This window comes from Pseudomonas sp. H3_C08 (genome assembly GCF_054669455.1).
The window spans coordinates 1,230,940-1,250,181 of the sequence record NZ_CP162803.1 but is presented as its reverse complement, the minus strand read 5'-3'; the positions used below and the strand labels follow the sequence as shown (position 1 = coordinate 1,250,181).

The window sequence follows — 19,242 nt, the reverse complement described above, 5'->3', positions numbered from 1 at the left end:
AGCGAGCCTGCTCGCGAAGAGGCCGGTGCAGATACCTTGATCATTGAGGCCGACGCACCGCCCTCACCCGCCCACTGTCGCCGCCACCGCAATAGAATCGATCCGCACCGTCCGCCTCCAGCCCGGAGACACCTTGTCCCTCGGGCATCTTCAGCGACTCGATGACCTCACCGTCCTGCGGATCGATCCGCCGCAGCTCACTCTCATCATCCTCCCAGGTGCCATGCCACAACGCACCCTCCACCCAGGTCACCCCGGTGACAAACCGGTTCGACTCCAACGTACGCAGGATCTCGCCAGTCTGCGGATCAATCTGATGAATCTTGCGCTCGCGATACTGCCCGACCCATAACGAGCCATCCGCCCAGGCCATGCCTGAATCACCGCCATTGCCCGGGGCCGGGATGGTGTGGAGCACGCGCCCCGTGGCCGGATCGATCTTGTGGATGTGGCGATCAGCAATCTGGTACAGGTGCTGGCCGTCAAAAGCGGTGCCGCCGTCGGCGCCAACCTTGATCGTGCGCACGGTTTCGCCACTGGCCGGATCCAGTGCATTGAGCTGGCCATCGCTGGCAAACCAGACCTGCTGGCCATCGAAGGTCACGCCGTGAACGCCTTTGATGTCATCAAAAGGACCGTACTCGCGAAGGATTTCTGCGTTTGCTTGTTTCATGGCAACTTCCTCGTGGATGTGTGGGTCCAGCCTAGCCATTGCCCAACGACACCGGGAGTAACAAGATCGTCGCGAAACCCGGCAGCGGCGGTGTCATCCAGCGCCGCGCCCGGCCCACGCCGAAGGCCTGCACTTTGTCCGCCAGCGCCAATGCCTCCAACGCCCGCTGAACCTGGCGCTGACTATTGCCCAAGGCCAGTGCCAACGCCGAACTCGACCAAGCCTCGCCGTCGGCAAGCAAGGCCAGCAACGCCGCGTATTTGTCTTCAACCGGCAACGTCAGCAACGCAACGTCCTCAGCCACCAGCGCAAAGCCCCTTGGTGTTGCGGCGATATTCGCCAGCGGCTTCAGTGCCGCACGCAAGCGGCCAATTTCGACCCTCAGGCGAGCACGGTGCGATTCATCCGTGAGGGGCAAACGAAAAGCCTTGGCAAACAGCGTTTCGCGCGCCACATCGTCCGGCCAGGCTTGCGCGAGTAATCGTGCGAGATTGAACAGCACCGGCCGCGTGGCCAGCGCCACCGTCATGCCGGCACCGCGCACGCTATAGCGGCAGGCATCGACGATCAGTGTCGACGAGTTGAACAAAGCTTCAACCTGCGCCAGATTCACCCGTTGCGCCTGACCGGCAACGATCAACCGCGCTGCCGGCGCAGCGAGCATGTGACAGGCGTGATCGACCTCGGCGCTCAGTGCGGCGATCCCGGCCTGTTGCGCCGCAGCCTGCGCCCGAGCCAGCGCCGCGCTGGCCTTGTGTGCCTGGACCCGACGCACGGCGATTCCGGCGGCGATCAACTCATGAGCAGTACGCAGCGCCGGCGGCAACGGCGCCGGGTCAGTTTCACCCAGCAACGTTTCGGCCTCATCCAGTTCGCCGATCAACAGCAACCGGCGAATCTGCAAATAGCGCGCGTGCGCCGCGTTCACGCCGTCACCGTGCTCCTGCAAAACCCGCCGCGCCGCCTCCAGCGCCTTCACCGGCCAGCCCAGATCCCGCGCTGCCAGCGCCACCTCGGCCTCGGCGACCACACAACGCGCCCGCGACAGCGGTTCATTGCTGCCGAACGCCTTCACTGCGCGCCGTAACAACGCCGTGGCACGGGGCAGATCACCGAGCTGAGCCATGGCAATTGCGCGCAGGGCCAGCGCCGGCGGGTCCTCACGCAGAGCGACGTAGTTCAACGCGCCTAGCGGGTCACCGGCGGACAGCGCTCTGCCGGCAGCGTTGATCAGCGAATCCACGGTTCATTATTCCCCAATGGCTGAATCGTCATCTGAGTCTAATACCTGGATTAACGGTCGACGTCGCGACACATTTGAGAGGGGATGAAAAACGCAAAGTGCGAGGGCGCGAATTCGCTTGGGCCATGGATGACATTTATTTCGAGGGGGGAATGGCGCGGCGTACAAACACGATTCGCGCGCAACACCCCGGACATCATCTTGTGGCCATATCTCAGACCGGAGAAATCGTCGCGAGCAGGCCGATCAGAATGGTCAGTGTCAGAAAGCCACCCAGAAAAAACGCCATCTTGTTCATGTTGCTCTCCTCAATGCTGAGCTTGCGGTGCACTGGGCGCTTCGGGATGAAGGACTGCCGCGAGTGCCGAACCGTGGGGCTATTTTGAGCGGATGACTGAGCTGGTAACAGAGGCAGATCCAGTGAAAAAATACGGATCAGATGCGCATCTGATCCGCATGGACGATGGGCCGATATTCAGATCGCGGCACAAGGGTTCAATTTCGGCGAGGTTGATCTAGAGTCATTGCCGTCGCGACAACAACAAGAAAAATCCTGGAGTGAACATGACCGACCTGAACCTGCAACCCAACGTCGCCGCATCGCTGGGCAAATGGCACGAAATGATCCGCACCGGCGACCTCAGCGCCTTGCCCGGCCTGCTCGACCCGCAAGCCGTGTTCCGCTCGCCGATGGCCCACACGCCTTATCCGGGCGCGCCAGTGGTGTCGATGATCCTCAATACCGTGTTCGAGGTGTTTGAAGAGTTCACCTATCACCGTGAGCTGGCGACTGCCGATGGCTTGAATGTGATTCTGGAGTTCAGCGCCAAGGTGGGTTCGAAGGAGCTGAAAGGCATCGATATGATTCGCTTTGATGAGGGCGGGAAGATTGTCGAGTTCGAGGTGATGGTTCGCCCGTTGAGCGGATTGCAGGCGTTGGGTGAGGAGATGGGACGGCGACTCGGCGCTTATCTGGCGTCCGCCAAAGCCATGTAGGAGCTGCCGCAGGCTGCGATCTGTTGATCTTGATCTTTCAAAAGCAAGATCAAGATCAAAAGATCGCAGCCTCGTTTCACTCGACAGCTCCTACAAAACTATTTGCCATAAAAAAGCCCACTGACCGTCGCCGGTTCAGCGGGCTTTGTGTGTCAGGCGTTTAGTTACAGCGCCATGTCACGTGCAGCGTTTTCCTTCGGAGCTTCAGCCTTTTCAGCTGCAGGTGCGGCCGGGGCAGCAGCCTGACCGATCACTGGAGGTGTCGGCAGTTCGAGGATCTTGGCGGTGTAAGCCCACTCTGCAGCCACTTTGGCTGGATCGTTGTTCAGCTGAGTGCCGTAGCTTGGAACGATCTGGTGCAGCTTGGTTTGCCACTCTGGGGTCGCGACTTTGTCTTTGAAGACTTTCTGCAGCACGCTCAGCATGATCGGTGCAGCGGTCGACGCGCCTGGCGATGCGCCCAGCAGGCCGGCGATGGAACCGTCTTGTGCAGCAACGATTTCGGTGCCCAGTTTCAGCACGCCGCCAGCGGCTTCATCACGCTTGATGATTTGCACGCGTTGGCCGGCTTGCCACAGGCGCCAGTCTTCGGCTTTGGCGTTCGGGAAGTATTCCTTCAGCGCGTTCAGACGGTCTTCATCCGACAGCATCAGTTGGCCAGCCAGGTACTCGACCAGCGGGTATTCCTTGATGCCGACCTTGGTCATAGGCCAGATGTTGTGGGTGGTGGTGCTGGTCAGCAGATCCAGGTACGAGCCTTCTTTCAGGAACTTGGTGCTGAAGGTCGCGAATGGGCCAAACAGGATGACGCGCTTGCCGTCCAGAACACGGGTGTCCAGGTGCGGAACGGACATCGGTGGTGCGCCAACCGACGCTTTACCGTAGGCCTTGGCCAGGTGCTGTTCAGCGATGGCCGGGTTATCGGTCACCAGGAACGAACCGCCAACCGGGAAGCCAGCGTATTCCTTGGCTTCAGGAATGCCCGACTTCTGCAGCAGGTGCAGTGCACCGCCGCCAGCGCCGATGAACACGAACTTGGCATCGGTTTCGGTTTTAGTGCCGTCTTTCAGGTTTTTGTAGCTGACGCGCCAAGTGCCATCGGCATTCTTGGTGATGTCCTGGACTTCGCTCGACAGTTTCAGATCGAAGTTAGGCTTGGTTTGCAGGTACGCAGCGAACTGGCGGGTGATTTCGCCGAAGTTCATGTCGGTACCCAGCGGGCTCCAGGTGGCCGCGATTTTCTGGTTCGGGTCACGCCCTTCCATCATCAGCGGGACCCACTTCTTGATCACAGCCGGGTCTTCGGAGTACTGCATGCCGGCGAACAGCGGGCTCGCTTGCAGGGCTTCGTAGCGCTTTTTCAGGAACTTGATGTTGTCATCGCCCCACACGAAGCTCATGTGCGGCGTGGTGTTGATGAACGAGCGAGGGTTCTTCAGAACGCCTTGCTGAACCTGCCAGGCCCAGAACTGACGGGAGACCTGGAACGCTTCGTTGATCTCGACGGCTTTCGGGATCGTCACGTTGCCTTTGTCGTCTTCCGGGGTGTAGTTCAGCTCGGCGAGTGCCGAGTGACCGGTACCGGCGTTGTTCCAGCCGTTGGAGCTTTCCAGGGCGACGCCGTCGAGGCGCTCGACCATTTCCATCGACCAGCTTGGCTCCAGCTCATTGATCCACACACCGAGGGTGGTGCTCATGATGCCGCCGCCGATCAGCAGGACGTCGACTTTCTTTGCTTCGTCAGCATTGGCGGATGTCATCCCCATCGCCAAAGCCAGACCCAGCAGGGCTGTGTTCACTTTCTTAAACATCTGTTGCACCTATGATAAAACGCCTTCCGCCCGCCGCTGTTATCTGTATGCGATCCGCTTTGATGACGCTCAGGCTCGCGTCGCAGATTCCGGCACACTTCAATTTTGACGGGTGGGCACACAAGGCCGACATGCTGCATCGACCTCAGTTAATGTCCCTTCTGAACTGACTTCTTATCATTATTGGCTCAGCTACTTGAGCGACAGGGATTCCGTCAGCCCGCCCGAAGGCAAGCAAACTGAATAAGGTCAAACCAAGTTGGCGCGAAGAATATCACGTCAGGGCAAACCCGCGCGTCTGTTCCCGACTTGAGAGTCTTTTTCCGCTCAGGGACTTATCGGCCGCCAGTCGCTGAACATGACCCTCTGATGAGTGCGTCGACGCAAACCATCCTGCATTCAAGTGTAGTTGCCCAGACATTGAGTACTTTTGGGCAGTGCGTTGCTCAAGCATTATCTGCTACGTTGTACGACGACTGACAAATCAGTCGTCAACCCCATAACAACAAGGAAACAACCTCAATGACCAAGACCCGACTCCTGATCGGCTTTCTCTGTGCCTTCAACGGTTACGCCATGGCCGCCTCTGCCCCGGCGGAAAAAGACGTTGCCCAAGCGGTGGATCATCTGACCCAGGCGATGCTGCACAAGGACATCGCCGAACTGAACGCGCTCACCGCGCCCAACCTGACTTATGGCCATTCCAGCGGCAAGATCCAGGACAAGAAAGAGTTCATCGCCGACATCGAAACCGGCAAGAGCGCGTTCAAGACCCTGGAAATGCAGCACCAGACCATCACCCTGTCCGGCGACACCGCGCTGGTCCGCCACCACTTTTCCGCACAGGCGCTGAAGGGGACCGAGGTGGTGCCGACGGAGATCGAGAACTTTCAGATCTGGCAGAAGCAGCATGGCAAGTGGTTGCTGGTTGGGCGGCAGGCGTTCAAGTTCTGATTGTGGTGAATTTATCCAGCATTAGTGTTGGCTGAATTGACCTCTTCGCGAGCAAGCTCGCTCCCACTGTGTTCGGTGGCGCAGCGAATATTGCATTTACACCACGAAACCTGTGGGAGCGAGCTTGCTCGCGAAAGCGCTAGCCCGGCCAACACAAATACGATGGATTTCACCACTACAACCGAAACCGATCCACCGACTGCGCCAACTGCCCCGCCAGACTCGACAATTCATCCGTGGTATTCGCCGTTTGCCCGATCACCCGGCTGTTGCCTTCGGACATCCCGGCAATCATTTCCACCTGATGGGCAATCTCGTTACTGGCCTGGCTCTGCTCACCAATCGTGCGGGTGATGTCGTTGACCAGTTGCGTCGTGCTCAACGTCGCATCGAGAATTTCGCGGATGGCCCGCTCGACATCCGCCGTCACCGCCATGCCCTTGTCCACCTGCGCGACACCCGCCTCCATGCTGCTGACCGCCTCGCGGGTGCTGTGTTGAATGCGCGCGACCATTGCCGCGATTTCCTGGGTTGAGGCACTGGTGCGCGCCGCCAGACTACGCACTTCGTCCGCGACCACCGCAAAACCCCGACCCTGCTCACCGGCACGGGCCGCTTCAATGGCGGCATTGAGCGCCAGCAGATTGGTCTGGTCGGCAATGCTCTTGATCACCTGAATGATGTTGAAAATGGCTTCGGATTCCTGATCCAGCGTGCGGATCACCTGGGCCGACTGTTGTGCTGATCGGGCGATATCGTCCATGTCGCTGACCACTTGATGAATGACACCGCCGCCCTCCTTGGCCAGGGTTTCGGCCTGACTGGCCATGCTCAGTGCCCGTTCGGCGTGGCGGGTGATTTCCTCGATGCTCGCGGTCATCTGGCTGGCGGCAGCGGCCATGGTGCCGGCGGCGACGCTTTGTTGCTGGCTGCTGTCGGCGACCTGATGGCAGCCGTGGCTGAGTTGTTCGCTCATGCCACTGACACCGTGAGCATTGCGCCGCACCACATCGATCATGTTGCGCAAGTCGCGCTGCATGGTCGCCAGCGTACGAATCAAGACACTGGCTTCGTCCTTGCCGGACGGCTCGGTGATCGGCTCGCTGAGGTTGCCGTGGGCGATGCTTTCGGCGATGCGACTGGCGGTCTTCAACGGCCCCATGATGCTCAGAATCACCCAGCGTCCCTGAATCAACAGCAGCACAAGACTGGCGATCAACACCACACCGAGCGCAACGTTGGCGCTGTGGATGGCTGATTCGGTTGCAGCGCTGGTCTGCCGCGTATTGGACTCGATCAACTCGCTCAACGCGGCCATTTGTTCTTCAAGCTGGCCAAACGCCGTGTTGAAGGTGCCCAGTTCCTGTTGAGCCGCATCAGGGTTGTCCAGCGCCAGCCCGACAATCCGTTCGCCCGCGTTGATGTAGGTATCGAGGCTCGGTTTGATCTGCTCCAGCGCCGTGCGCAATGCCGGATTGATCGGTAACTTGAGGTTTTCCTCGAGCACCTCACGAAAATGCCCGGCATGCTCGTTGATCGAATCGCGCACCTCGCTTGCCGTGCTGGTGCTTTTGCCCAGCCCGACCAGCATTGCCGAGTAGACATCGGCGCGCAGGGCGTCGTGCATCATGTCGGCTTCCATGTGGTTGCGCAGCGCGCTCATGCTGACCGCGTTATCGCTGACCGCCGAGGCCATCCGCTGATTGCCGACGTAACTGACCAGACTCACGATCAAGGCTGTCAGCAGACTTGTCACAATCAGCAACACTAAACGCAGTTTGATCGACACAGGATTTTCCTCACTCATTACGCCCGTAAGCGCTTGTCAGCCTTCAGTTAAGCCTATTTGCGCAGGTCTGCCGCGCCAGAGCGTGTCAGCAGGTGTCGGCATGCTGGCTGAAGGCAGCAAAACTTTCGGATTGCGCGGCAAGTCTCACTTTGCAACGCAGCGGAAACGGCCTTCATCGCCGGTTAATGCCGGCAGGCTATTGAGTCCGTCGCTCTGAACATTCGTACAGCAAAGGAAACGCCTATGAAACGCGCATTGTGGTTGGGTCTGCTCGGCACCTTCGCCATCGGCACCGCACAAGCGGCGACGGAAAAAGTCGCCGTCAATCTGGTCAGCGCTGACGGCGCGCCGCAGGCGATCGGCTCGGTCACCATCAGTGAAACGGCCTATGGCCTGTTGTTCACGCCTGACTTGAAATCGCTGCCGGCCGGCGTGCACGGTTTCCACGTGCATGAAAACGGCAGCTGCGAGGCCGGCATGAAGGATGGCGTGAAAGGGGCCGCACTGGCGGCGGGCGGGCATTTCGATCCGCAAAAAACCGCCAAGCACCTCGGCCCTTACGCCGACGGCCATTTGGGTGACCTTCCGGCGATTTATGTGACTGCGGACGGCATCGCCAACTATCCGGTACTGGCGCCGCGCCTGAAGAAGATATCCGAGATCAAAGGTCACGCCCTGATGATCCACGCCGGCGGCGACAACCACGCCGACACGCCCAAACCACTGGGCGGTGGCGGTGATCGCATGGCTTGCGGGGTGATCTGACTCATTCCAGCGTGAAAGACAGGCAACCCGCCATGGCGTTGCCCGCGTCTGTTTTGCAATAACGCAGACTTTGCTGCGCCACGGAACTCCCGCCGCGCGCGCCCCTCTCACATTATGTAATCCTTCCCTTTTTGCTTCGCGCTTGTGGAGGAACACCGTCATGCGCAAGTTAGTGCTCGTTTCTTCTTTACTCTTATGCCTGCCGGTCGGTTCGGCGTTGGCCCGCGTTGATGCGGGTGATGTCGCCACTTCGGCAGGTGTCTCCGCGTCGCTGTACTCGACCTTCAAGGATCACAAAATGGTGATTCCGGCCCGTGACGACTTGTCTGCATTTGTCGCCAGTGGCGGGGCCATTCGTGGGGTTTATCTTGAATCGGTGCTGCAACAGGCTCGCCAGGAAAATCCTGGACTCAATGCCAGTGATGAAGATCTGGCCAACGCGATTCTGGTGCATTACGAAGGCCTGAATCAGTAGCCGTCACGGAAAACGCAGCCGATGGATGGCTGCTGAAGGCGCATAGGCAAAACTGTCCGACGGCCTCTATGATGGAGGCCATGACGACTTCTGTGCCCTTGCGTTCCCCCTGCCCGCCCGGCGCCTGCATTTGCGGGCGCGATCCGTTGCTGGAGACGCCCGGCGCGGATTTGCGCATCCTGCGCCTGACCCGAGAGGAAGAAAAACGCCTGCTCGCTCGCCTCGAAATGCTCAAAGACCTGAATGACCTCAAACATCTGCAACAGCGCATGTTCGAGCAATTGGGGATTCGCGTCGACGTCGCTCCCGGTTTCAACGAAGTGCGCACCATGCGCGGGATCGCTATTCAAATCGACGAGTTACCGGGCCTGTGCCGCAAGACACGTGCAGCGATCCCGGCCGCCATTCGCCGCGGACTGGAAAACCACCCGGAAATCGCCTTCGAATTGCTCAACGCTCACGACTTGCTGCGCGACACCTGATCACTTTTTCAGCCCCAGGCGTTTGCGCATTTCGGCGGTGATGCTCTGGCGGGTTTTCTTCATGTCGGCCCACGGCTCGTCACCGACCTCAGCCAACCGCTCATGAACGTTGTGCACGTTCCACTGATTGCCGCCCTTGAGCTCGGCGACCTCTTCGCGAAACAGCGGCACCGACACCGGCAAGCCTTCGCGGGTGCGCGCGGCGTAAGCGCAGATAGTGGTGGCGCCCAGACCGTTGCGCAGGTAATCGATAAAGATCCGCCCGACGCGGTTTTTCGGCCCGGACACCGCAGAAAAGCGCTCCGGCAACAGCTTGGCGATATGACTGACGATGGCGTGGCTGAAGTCCTTGACCTCGTCCCAACCGAGTTTGCGGGTCAGCGGCACCACCAGGTGAATACCCTTGCCGCCGCTGGTTTTGAGAAACGCCTTGAGGCCCAGTTCATCAAGTACGGTCAATGTCAGTGCCGTCGCTTCGACCATGCTTTTCCATGGCAGTGCCGGATCCGGATCGAGGTCGAGAACGAAGCGATCGGGCTTGTCCAGATCGACCGTGGTCGCGTTCCAGGTGTGCAGTTCGACGGTGCTCATCTGTACCGCGCCGATCAGCGCCTCGGCATTGTTGATCAGCATCACCGGTTGCCCGGTGACGTCTTTGTCCAGCGTGGTAATGCCGGGGATCGCCAGGCGTTCGGCGTTTTTCTGGAAGAACAACTCACCGGCGATGCCGTCCGGCGCGCGCACCAGTGCGACCGGACGATCCTTGAGCTGCGGCAGAATCCATTCGGCAACGCTGGTGTAATACTCGGCCAGTTGCATCTTCGTGGTGCCGCTGACCGCGTCGATCACGCGATCCGGGTGAGTGATGCGCACCTTGCCGTTGGCCAGTCCGAGTTGTGACGGCGCGGTTTCTGCGCTGCTCGTCGGGGCTTTTTTCGGCGCTTTCTTCGTGGCTGATTTCTTCGCTGCACTCTTCACCGGTTTCGCTCGCTCCTCAGTGATGCCCTTGGCCGGTTTGTCATCGCGCAAGCCATGGAACACGGCGTGGCGCACTGAACCGTCCTTGGTCATTTCGGCGAATGCGACTTCCGCCAGCAGTTTCGGCTTGAGCCAGTGCACGCCTTTGACCTCGAAGCCGCTGGGTGGATTGACCACCGCCGCCTTCTTCACCTGCAACGGTTTGAGTTGAGCCAGAATGCTTTTCAACGTCGACTCGTTGAAACCGGTGCCGACTTTGCCGGCGTAGCGCAACTCGCCGCTGTCACGATCATGCAGCCCCAGCAGCAACGCGCCGAAAGCACTGCGCGAACCTTTCGGATCGGTGTAGCCGACGATGACAAATTCCTGGCGATGTTTGCACTTGAGCTTGATCCAGTCACTGCTGCGCCGCGATACATAGGGCGAGCCGAGGCGTTTGCCGATCAGGCCTTCCATCTGCATCTGGCAGGCGCTATTGAGCAGCGCATCCGGGGTTTCGTCGAAGGCTTCGGAGAAGCGCAACAACGGTTGCTCATGACTGCCGAGCACCGTGGCCAGCGCAGCGCGACGTTCCTCGACCGGCACTTCACGCAGGTCGACACCGTTGAGATACGGCAGATCGAACAGGTAGTAGAGAATGTTGCCGCTGCTTCCAGCTTCAAAAGCATTTTGCAGGGCCTGAAAGTCCGGTACGCCGTGTTCGTTGGCGACGATCATTTCGCCGTCGAGCCACGCCGATTCCAATCCCAGCGCGGCCAGGGCGGCGGCCTGTTGCGGCAATTTGTGCGTCCAGTCATGACCGTTGCGAGTGAACAGTTGCACCTGATCATGATCGATGCGCGCCATGATCCGGTAGCCATCGAATTTGATCTCGTAACTCCACTGCCCTTCCGGCGCGCTGTCGACCAGCGTTGCCAGTTCCGGTTTCAGTTGTGCCGGCAGTTTGGCTTTTTGCGCACCGTTGAGCTTGCCGGTCGCAGTTTTGCGTGTCTTGGCCGGGGGCTTTTTCAGCGGTTTGCTTTGCTCGGCGGCCAGTTTGGGTTTGCCCACTAACGTGCGTTCGCTCAGCACACTGTCCGGTTCGGCCACCAACACGTCGTAATCATCCTGCGGCCGCGCGGCGCTGTCCTGATGCTTGATCAAAAACCATTGTTCTTTTTTGCCCGGCATGTGCGTGCGCACCAGGTTCCAGATACCGCCGAGCTTCTCGCCTTGCAGCTCGAACTTGAGCTTGCCCTTGGCGTAGGCCTTGTGCGGATCTTCCAGCGGAATCCACACGCCACGATCCCAGACGATCACATCACCGGCGCCGTAGTGCCCTTGCGGAATGTTGCCCTCGAACGTTGCGTAATCCAGCGGATGATCCTCGACATGCACCGCCAGCCGCTTGACCTTGGGGTCGAGTGACGGCCCTTTCGGCACCGCCCAGCTTTTCAAGGCGCCATCGAGTTCCAGGCGAAAGTCGTAATGCAGGTGTGAAGCGTCGTGCTTCTGGATGCAGAACTGCAAAGCATGCTCGGCAGCGGTTTTACCTCCCGAGCGCTTGACGGCAGCCGGTTCCGAGGTCGCCGAAAAATCGCGCATGCGGTTGTAGTCGTCGAGGTTCCTGTTCATCGTGCACCTGCCTTGTTTCAGCCCATTCGGGTCACGGTCAGCGCCACCACTGCGATGCGGTCGACCCGTTGATAGCCGGGGTTGAGCAGTTCTTCGCCAAAAACATCCGGGTCGAGTTCGCGGTACGTCCAGCCGAAGCGTTTTTCATCGAGGCGCGGCAGCACGGTGTCGAGAAACGGATCACGACCATCGACCATCGCCACACCGGTGTAGAGCAGCAGCGAGCCACCAGGCGCCAATCGATTCAAGGCCTGTTCGACGATGCGCAGCGAAAGCCCTGCCCCCAGCGTCCCGCCACCGTGGCGATAGGCGCGTTCCGCCGGGTCGGCCATGTACGGCGGGTTGGCGACGATCAGGTCGAACTCGCCGTCGACGCCCTGCAACAGATCACTGGCGCGCACGTCGACGTTAGCGACTTCCGCCAGTGCCGCGTTGATCGCGGTCAGACGCAACGCCGCAGGGTTGATGTCCAGCGCCAGCACCTCTGTCTCGCGACGGGCCCGGCCGATCAGAATCGCACCGACGCCAGCGCCGCAGCCGATGTCCACCGCGCGATGAATCGGCGCGAAGTTCTGCTGCAGGTGGGCGTGGATCAGTTGCGCGAAACGGTAGGTGTCGGGGCCGAAAAACACCGCGTCAGCGGCCTCGGTGGGAAATGCCGAATGGACGAACAGCAAATCATCCAGGCTCGACCAGCGCACCCGACTCTTCAGCTCACCTTCGTAGTGATCAATGATCTGTGCGTCTTGCAGTTGCCGCTGTTCATCGGCCGACAACAACCCCGGCGTGAACGGACGCGACCAGCCGAACACATCGCGCAAAGAGTCGGCCATCTGGCCCTCGTCACGCTGGTTGACCCGTTGATGGGTCAACGGCGTCGGCGTGGTGAACCGATATCCGTCTGCCAACAAGCGCCGGCCCAATTGCAGCAGCACGAGGTCGTTGGGGCAGAGTTGTTCTTCCTGATTCATCGGCGGTGTCCTTAAGGCAAGCGGGATTTGAGTTCGGTAAAACGCCGGGTGGCGAGCAGCCCGGCCGGGTGTGCATGGCGGGCCGGGGCGAGCCAGGGGATCAGAATCGCCATTTGCGCCGAGGCATCCTGACCTTGCAGCGCGGTGTTGAGCGCCTGTACGTCGGGATCCTGTGCAAGCCCTTCGATGGGCGCTGCGGTCTGACTGTGCCGCCGAACGGGTTTCGCTTTATCCGACGGCGTCCAGTCGCCGGCAATCCAGTCGTGCACCAGTTGTTTTTCGTAGGCATTGAACACGCCGAACATCGCCGCACCGTCGCCCGCGATCAGTTGCCAAAAACGGCTGGCCTGCGGGTCTTCGTGGCGCTTGATCCAGCCCTTGTTCTGCAACGCTTGGAGGAAACCGGGCAATTGCTCGGGTGCAGCCAGCCACTGATTGACGGTCTGCCCTTCGAAACGGCAGTAATCGGAGTGCATGTGTTGGGCAAACGGGCACTTGCGCTCGAGCATCGCCAGCAATTGCTGCTCAAGGTCGAAGCCTTCAATGATTGCGCGGCTGCCCTGCCCCAGATCGTTGAGCCGATAGCCCAGCGCTACCCGGCGCAGAAACTCAGCGCGATCGGCCTCGAGCGGCAGCAGGTCAAGCGTCGCCTGCACGGCTTTTTGCGCATGGCCGGTGCTGGCGTTGTCGATGGTCACGTGCAGGGTGAAATAGTATGGATCGATCCCCAGTTCACTGAGTTCGTAACTGCTGATCAACAGGTGCAACGGCAGTTGTTCGTAGCCGAGGTTGTAGCCGATCACCTCGGGCAGATAATCAGCACCACAGACACCGAGGGCCAGTTGTATCGCGCCTTGCAGGTAGCGTTCATCGTCGATGGCGCTGCTGTCCTGCAGATCGTGCTCGGCGAGCAATTTCTGATAAATCACCACGTGGTTCTGCGCCGGATTGCCTTCGCCCAGCTCTTCCAGAAAGGTTCGCAGCAGGCCCTGGAAACGTGGGTCTTGCCAGCGCGGCAACAGACCATAGAGCCAAGCGCCGTCGACCAGTTTGGTCGGTGCCACCGCTTGCAGGAAATACAGCGCCTGCGCCTTGCCACGGAAAAATTGCCGAGGCCCGCCGGCCTTGCGCTGCTGCAGATAGTCGGCGTATTGCCGGGCGACATCGGCGCAATGTTCGGCCACCCAGGCGTGCCACGTTGCCGGGTCTTCAGGCAACGAATCGCTAAGTTGCGCGGCGTGTTGCAGTTGCTCCTGCAAAAACGCCTGCGCAAGGTCCTGAGAATCGTCATTGCGCAACAACGCTTCATAGACCAGCCGCATGTTCCCAGCGGCGTTCATCAGGTGCGGTTGGGCAGGCGCGGCTTGCAGAGGTGTCAGGACAGTCATGGCAAAATTCTCGGTCGGTTGGCAGGGCGCTGTTCCACACGCCTCTACAGCAGCAGAGAGGCGGCGCCTGCGAAAAATTCAATCGACGTGAAAAATGCCCGGACGGACGGCGAAGCAGCTCCTTGACGGAGCTGCGGGTGGTTATGATTTTTTGCCGTTACATCAGGCCTGTCCTTTGGCCTGCTGCTCCAGATGCACCTGCAAATCCGGGTCGATCCGCAAGGCTGCTGCCAGTTCATCCAGATAGCTGCGCTCGGCGTCCTGCTGGTCATCCACGAGGATCACGCTGACCAGATACATTTCAGCGGCCATGGCCGGATCGCCTTTGGCCGCCTGCGCGACTTCGTTGGCGTCCAGCGGTTTCGAGACTTCGTCCTCAAACCATTGCTGCAATTGTGAGTCGTCGGTGTGTTTGCTGATTTCCCCACTGATCATCTGTTGTTCCCGGGCGTCGATCTCACCGTCAGCCTTGGCCGCCGCAATCAAAGCGCGCAACACAGCGTGGCTGCGCTCCTCGACTTCCGGGCCGGCAAGCAGATTGGCCGTCTGCGGGATTTGTTGCGGTGCCGAACTCGCCTGGCTGCGTTGCCACGCCTGATACGCCTGGAACGCCATCATGCCCAGCGACGCCAGCGCCGCATAATTGGTCCCGCCGGAACGACTTTGTGTACTGCCCGCGCCGCCCAGCGCCCCACCCAAAGCGCCGCCAAGACCACCACCGGCACCGCCGCCGAGCAAACCACCGAGCAAGCCGCCCAGGCCGCCAAGTCCACCTGCGGATCCACTACCGCTGGATGCCCCCGAGCCGCCACCGAGCAGTCCACCCAGCAACCCACCTAAACCGCCCAACCCGCCAGCCGGGTTGGCAGATTGTTGTCCCGCCGAGGCCTGGCCTTGCAGCAGTTTTTCGAGCAAATCGCTGGTGTTCATGACGTTATCCTCAGGCATTGGCAGTGACTGCGTCTGGCAACGATAGACCCCTTAAGCCATAGCGCCAGCACCGTTTGGCTGACGCTCGAAGCCCTGACGGATTTCGCCCGCGTATTTTTTCGCCGGCCAGCTAAGATTGATCAGTGGTGAACCTTATCCCGGCCAGACCGGTCGATAGCTGCAACCCCGACCCGGTTTGCCGGCGCCCTGCTACTCAAGGGTGATACCCGGCTTGCTTCACTTTCTGGAGAACGCCCCCGTGATATCGACCGTACACATCGCCAGGCTCAAAGCATGGGGCGCCCATGGTTTTACCGCGACTGGCGTGGTCACAGCCTTCCTGGCCACCCTCGCCCTGCTGGAAAACCAGCCGACCCATTGCCTGATGTGGCTGGGCGTGGCGCTGATTGTCGACGGCCTCGACGGCGCACTGGCGCGCAAGGTCAACGTGCAATCGGTGCTGCCGAGCTTCGACGGTTCGATCCTCGATCTGGTGATCGATTACCTGACATACGTGTTCATCCCGGCGCTGTTCATCTATCGCTACATTCCGCTGCCGGATTACACCCTGCTGCTGACCGTGTCGCTGATTCTGGTGTCGTCGCTGTTCTGTTTCTGCAACGTCAACATGAAGAGCAAGGACAACTACTTTGTCGGCTTTCCGGCGGCGTGGAATGTGGTCGCACTGTGCCTTTACATCATTGGGCCGGGGCCGTGGATCACTTTTCTGACGGTAATAGGTTTGGCGCTGTTGACCGTGACGCGGATGAAGTTCCTGCACCCGTTTCGGGTACGCCGGTTCATGCCGATCAACATTGCGGTGACGGCGATCTGGCTGCTGTGCAGTTTGTCGCTGGTGCTCAACCACCCGGTGATCAACCCGTTGGTGATGGGCTTGTGGTTGCTGATGTCGGCGTACTTTCTGGGGATCTGCATCTGGCGCACGGCGCTGGAGTGGTTTGATCGGCCGCAGGTGAAATAGGCTCCAGAACCCAACACAAATCCATTGTAGGAGTGAGCCTGCTCGCGATTGCGGTCTGTCAGCTGAATATTTTTTACTGAAAGACCCCTATCGCGAGCAGGCTCACTCCTACAGGGATCGCAATAGATTCGAAAGTCGGGGGTGAATCAGCGTTTAGTGATCACCACCTCCAGATACTCGCTCGGCACCACCAGCGAACCCTCTCCCGCCCGATTCAACCGATTGAGCAAATCCGCCAGATCACCCTCCAGCGCCTGCCCGCTCTCCGGCGGTAATGCCGCAAAGGCCTTGTGCACTGGCCCGTACCAATGGCGAAAGATGTCGATGAAATGCGCCGCCGAGCGATAGCGGAAATTGAAATCGCGCCGTGTCACCCGCAGCAGAAAATCACGGTCATCGAAATGTTTGTGCAGCCAGGCATCGGAGCCCCAATTCGAGGGAGGCTGGGCACCAGCCGGCGGTGGCAGATGCCGGCCCAAAACCTTGAACATCTGCCCAACAAAACCTTCCGGCGTCCAGTTGGCCAGACCTATCCGCCCACCACGGCGACAAACCCGGCCCAACTCGGCCGCAGCCGTGTCCTGATCCGGCGCGAACATCACACCAAAGGTCGACAGCACCGCGTCGTAACTCTCATCGGCGAACGGCAGTGCCTCAGCATCGGCAACCTGAAACGTCACGTCCAGATGCTCCGCCCGGGCCCGATCCTGGCCGCGTTCCAACAAAGCCGCGATGTAGTCGGTCGAGGTGACCTGGCAGCCACGGCGCGCCGCCGCCAGCGTCGCATTACCGTTGCCGGCAGCGACATCCAGCACCTCTTCATCGCACCGCAGGTCACAGGCTTCGGCAAGGTTTTCGCCGACGATTTGCAACGTCGTGCCAATCACGGCGTAGTCGCCACTGGCCCAGGCGACTTTCTGGCGTTCCTTCAGGGCTGTCAGATCAATCGGGGTACTCATAAGAGTGAACTCCGCTGCGGGTGGGGTCGGTAATCATTCGGCCGTCGTCGGATCGATGACCGTCATCACTCGCGCCACACTGTTGGCAGGAAATCCTCCAAGCCTGGCGTGTTCGCGTACCTGCTCTTCGTCAGGCGCGATGTACACGCAATAGATTTTGTCGGCGGTGACATAACTCTGTAGCCACTGCACCTGTGGCCCAAGTTCGCGCAACACCTGGCAGGACGTTTGTGAGACGTTTTTGAGTTCGGCTTCGGACAGCTTCCCGGCCCCTGGAATCTCGCGTTCAATCACGAATTTCGGCATGGCAACCTCGCGCTCTTGTTATGGGGCAAGGCCGGCAGTGACCCTGCTCAGGCACTATCGCGCCGAGACCGCTCGGCGTCCCTGCCAATCGTCTGGCAACCCCGTAAAAACGGGGGTTTGCCGATGAGCGGTGGAAATCTGTAAAGCGTCTGGAACACCTGGAAGATTGCCAACGTTCGAGGATTGGTTTCTGATGCCCGCTCGCTTCTGGAACGGACTCTACCGATGTCACTGAAACTCGATTGGCTCGCGCATCACATGCACCACAGCGACCGTTATGCTCAATGGATCCACCAGCAATTCCCCTACGAATACATCGACCAACCGCTGGCTGAATGGCAGCGTGAATTTGCCGAGGGCCAAGGCAATGGCGACTGGTCTTGCCTGATCGCCATGGACGGTGAACATCTGGTCGGCGGCGCGGCGCTGGCACGCGATGACCTCGCCCTGCGCACTGATCTTGGTCCTTGGCTGGCCTGCGTGTTCGTCAGTCCTGAAGCGCGCGGGCAAGGCCTGGCAGAACGCTTGATTGCAGGGATTTGTCAGGAAGCGAAAGAGTGCGGGTTTGCGCGTTTGTATCTGCATACGCAGACCAAGCAGGACTACTACGCCAAACGCGGCTGGCAGGTCCTGGAGCGTTTTCGCGCCTGGAACAATGAACAATGGCTCATGGTCCGCGACCTTTGAGCCATTGGTTTGCTGATCACGCCGCAGGCGCCTTAGCCTCCTCCAGCAACTGCTGGATCATCTGTTCCTGCGCCTCGTAGCGACCTTCGCCGAAGTGGCTGTAACGCACCTGCCCCTTGGCGTCGATCAGGTAATGCGCCGGCCAGTACTGGTTATCGAAGTTACGCCAGATCGCGTAGTTGTTGTCGATGGCCACCGGGTAGGTGATGCCGAGCTTTTTCACCTGATCCTTGACGTTGTCGATGATCCGCTCGTAGCCGTATTCCGGGGTGTGCACGCCGATCACCACGAGGCCGTCCTTCTCGTACTTCTTCGCCCAGTCCTTGACGTACGGCAGGGTGTGCTGGCAGTTGATGCAGTCGTAGGTCCAAAAGTCCACCAGCACCACTTTGCCGCGCAGGGCGTCTGCGTTCAGTTCAGGCGAATTCAACCATTGCACGGCGCCAGCGAGTGACGGCATCGCACCTTTGCCCTCCTCCATCGGCGAGTCCGCGCGGACTTTGCTGACAAAGTAGTCGACCACTTTCGGCACGTTTTCCAACACGCGTTTTTCGACACTGGCGACGCCTTCGGAGGAGGTGTTGGCCAACAAGGTTTTATCGACGCCGGTGGCAATCACCGCTGCCGTCGCCAGTACCGCAACCCCGGCACCACGACGCAACCAACCGGTGAACGGGATCGACGGTTTCAAACGGTTGACCAGCCCGCGCCCGGTGAAGATCAACGTGCCCAGCGACAACGCACTGCCGGCGCCGTAGGCCAGCAGCAACAGGCTGGTCTGCGCGTTGGCGCCTTGCAGCATGGCACCGGTAAGAATCACCCCGAGAATCGGTCCCGCGCACGGTGCCCACAGCAGTCCGGTGGCCACGCCGAGCATGATCGAACCCATCGGCCCGGCCTTTTTCCGGGTGTCCGGGTCCAGACGATTGCCGAGCATCACCAAGGGGCGTGTCAGCCAGCCGCCGATGCGCGCCGAGATCAGCGAAAGGGCGAACACGCTCATCACGATCAGCGCGACGTAACGGCCACTGTTGCTGGCCTGGATCACCCATTCGCTGCTGACCACGGCGAGGCTGGAGATCAGCGCGAAGGTCAGGGCCATGCCGCCGAGGGTCAACAGTATCGAAGCGCGACTGCGTTGCGCGCCGGCAAACAGAAACGGCACCACCGGCAAAATACAGGGGCTGAGCACGGTCAGCAGACCGCCGAGAAATGCGATGAGGTACATAGTGAGTCACC

The 19,242-nt window shown here is 60.1% G+C and carries 17 protein-coding genes and 2 pseudogenes; 7 read left to right on the top strand and 12 right to left on the bottom strand.

The genetic code is table 11. The annotated features are described in order from the left end of the window. Positions 1-40 precede the first annotated feature (40 nt). Complete coding sequence (locus AB4N74_RS05795) at positions 41-673, bottom strand: Vgb family protein (protein WP_460098637.1); 633 nt, start codon at positions 671-673, stop codon at positions 41-43. Positions 674-704: 31 nt separating this feature from the next. Further along, positions 705-1,916 (bottom strand): helix-turn-helix domain-containing protein, encoded by a 1,212-nt coding sequence (locus AB4N74_RS05790; RefSeq protein ID WP_460098635.1) that lies wholly within the window; start codon positions 1,914-1,916, stop codon positions 705-707. 564 nt (positions 1,917-2,480) lie between these two features. On the opposite strand from AB4N74_RS05790, the gene AB4N74_RS05785 reads away from it, so the two are divergent. Beyond that, a complete protein-coding gene (locus tag AB4N74_RS05785; protein ID WP_460098633.1) occupies positions 2,481-2,912 on the top strand; it encodes a nuclear transport factor 2 family protein in 432 nt (143 codons plus the stop codon). A gap of 164 nt (positions 2,913-3,076) precedes the next feature. On the opposite strand, the gene mqo is transcribed toward AB4N74_RS05785, so the two are convergent. Further along, on the bottom strand, positions 3,077-4,723 hold the full coding sequence (gene mqo, locus AB4N74_RS05780; protein ID WP_093438917.1) for a malate dehydrogenase (quinone): 1,647 nt from the start codon (positions 4,721-4,723) through the stop codon (positions 3,077-3,079). Positions 4,724-5,245: 522 nt separating this feature from the next. Between mqo and AB4N74_RS05775 the strand changes: the two genes are divergently transcribed. Further along, on the top strand, positions 5,246-5,677 hold the full coding sequence (locus tag AB4N74_RS05775; protein WP_093438922.1) for a nuclear transport factor 2 family protein: 432 nt from the start codon (positions 5,246-5,248) through the stop codon (positions 5,675-5,677). A gap of 175 nt (positions 5,678-5,852) precedes the next feature. Here AB4N74_RS05775 and AB4N74_RS05770 read toward each other — a convergent pair. Together AB4N74_RS05770 and AB4N74_RS05765 are read right to left on the bottom strand one after the other, a co-directional pair. Beyond that, positions 5,853-6,446 (bottom strand): annotated as a pseudogene (locus tag AB4N74_RS05770) (methyl-accepting chemotaxis protein); the annotation flags it as partial. Positions 6,447-6,758: 312 nt separating this feature from the next. Then, positions 6,759-7,484: pseudogene (locus AB4N74_RS05765) on the bottom strand (MCP four helix bundle domain-containing protein); the annotation flags it as partial. 225 nt (positions 7,485-7,709) lie between these two features. Between AB4N74_RS05765 and sodC the strand changes: the two are divergent. From sodC to AB4N74_RS05750, 3 genes are all read left to right on the top strand, one after another. Then, complete coding sequence (gene sodC, locus AB4N74_RS05760; protein WP_099758650.1) at positions 7,710-8,231, top strand: superoxide dismutase family protein; 522 nt, start codon at positions 7,710-7,712, stop codon at positions 8,229-8,231. 160 nt (positions 8,232-8,391) lie between these two features. Then, the gene (locus AB4N74_RS05755) at positions 8,392-8,706 is read left to right on the top strand and encodes a DUF2388 domain-containing protein (protein WP_093438930.1); all 315 of its coding nucleotides are present in this window, start codon (positions 8,392-8,394) and stop codon (positions 8,704-8,706) included. Positions 8,707-8,786: 80 nt separating this feature from the next. Beyond that, the gene (locus tag AB4N74_RS05750) at positions 8,787-9,188 is read left to right on the top strand and encodes a hypothetical protein (RefSeq protein ID WP_175559657.1); all 402 of its coding nucleotides are present in this window, start codon (positions 8,787-8,789) and stop codon (positions 9,186-9,188) included. On the opposite strand, the gene ligD is transcribed toward AB4N74_RS05750, so the two are convergent. From ligD to AB4N74_RS05730, 4 genes are all read right to left on the bottom strand, one after another. After that, entirely contained in the window at positions 9,189-11,780 is a 2,592-nt protein-coding gene (gene ligD, locus AB4N74_RS05745) for a DNA ligase D (RefSeq protein ID WP_460098629.1), read from the bottom strand. Positions 11,781-11,797: 17 nt separating this feature from the next. Beyond that, the gene (locus AB4N74_RS05740) at positions 11,798-12,751 is read right to left on the bottom strand and encodes a methyltransferase (RefSeq protein ID WP_460098627.1); all 954 of its coding nucleotides are present in this window, start codon (positions 12,749-12,751) and stop codon (positions 11,798-11,800) included. A gap of 11 nt (positions 12,752-12,762) precedes the next feature. Beyond that, a complete protein-coding gene (locus tag AB4N74_RS05735; protein WP_460098625.1) occupies positions 12,763-14,139 on the bottom strand; it encodes an iron-containing redox enzyme family protein in 1,377 nt (458 codons plus the stop codon). A gap of 162 nt (positions 14,140-14,301) precedes the next feature. Further along, the gene (locus AB4N74_RS05730) at positions 14,302-15,069 is read right to left on the bottom strand and encodes a tellurite resistance TerB family protein (protein ID WP_460098623.1); all 768 of its coding nucleotides are present in this window, start codon (positions 15,067-15,069) and stop codon (positions 14,302-14,304) included. Between the two features lie 259 nt (positions 15,070-15,328). On the opposite strand from AB4N74_RS05730, the gene pcsA reads away from it, so the two are divergent. After that, entirely contained in the window at positions 15,329-16,051 is a 723-nt protein-coding gene (gene pcsA / locus AB4N74_RS05725) for a phosphatidylcholine synthase (RefSeq protein ID WP_007919592.1), read from the top strand. Between the two features lie 146 nt (positions 16,052-16,197). Here the strand turns inward: pcsA and AB4N74_RS05720 are convergent, their stop codons facing one another. After that, a complete protein-coding gene (locus AB4N74_RS05720) occupies positions 16,198-17,010 on the bottom strand; it encodes a class I SAM-dependent methyltransferase (protein WP_099758645.1) in 813 nt (270 codons plus the stop codon). 33 nt (positions 17,011-17,043) lie between these two features. Beyond that, on the bottom strand, positions 17,044-17,316 hold the full coding sequence (locus AB4N74_RS05715) for a DUF4242 domain-containing protein (RefSeq protein ID WP_093438958.1): 273 nt from the start codon (positions 17,314-17,316) through the stop codon (positions 17,044-17,046). Between the two features lie 225 nt (positions 17,317-17,541). Between AB4N74_RS05715 and AB4N74_RS05710 the strand changes: the two genes are divergently transcribed. Continuing rightward, positions 17,542-18,003 carry a GNAT family N-acetyltransferase gene (locus AB4N74_RS05710; RefSeq protein ID WP_460098620.1) on the top strand — a complete coding sequence of 154 codons (462 nt, stop codon included), beginning with the start codon at positions 17,542-17,544 and terminating at the stop codon, positions 18,001-18,003. A 16-nt stretch (positions 18,004-18,019) separates the two neighbouring features. Here the strand turns inward: AB4N74_RS05710 and AB4N74_RS05705 are convergent, their stop codons facing one another. Next, complete coding sequence (locus AB4N74_RS05705; RefSeq protein WP_460098618.1) at positions 18,020-19,231, bottom strand: cytochrome c biogenesis protein DipZ; 1,212 nt, start codon at positions 19,229-19,231, stop codon at positions 18,020-18,022. Positions 19,232-19,242 lie beyond the last annotated feature (11 nt).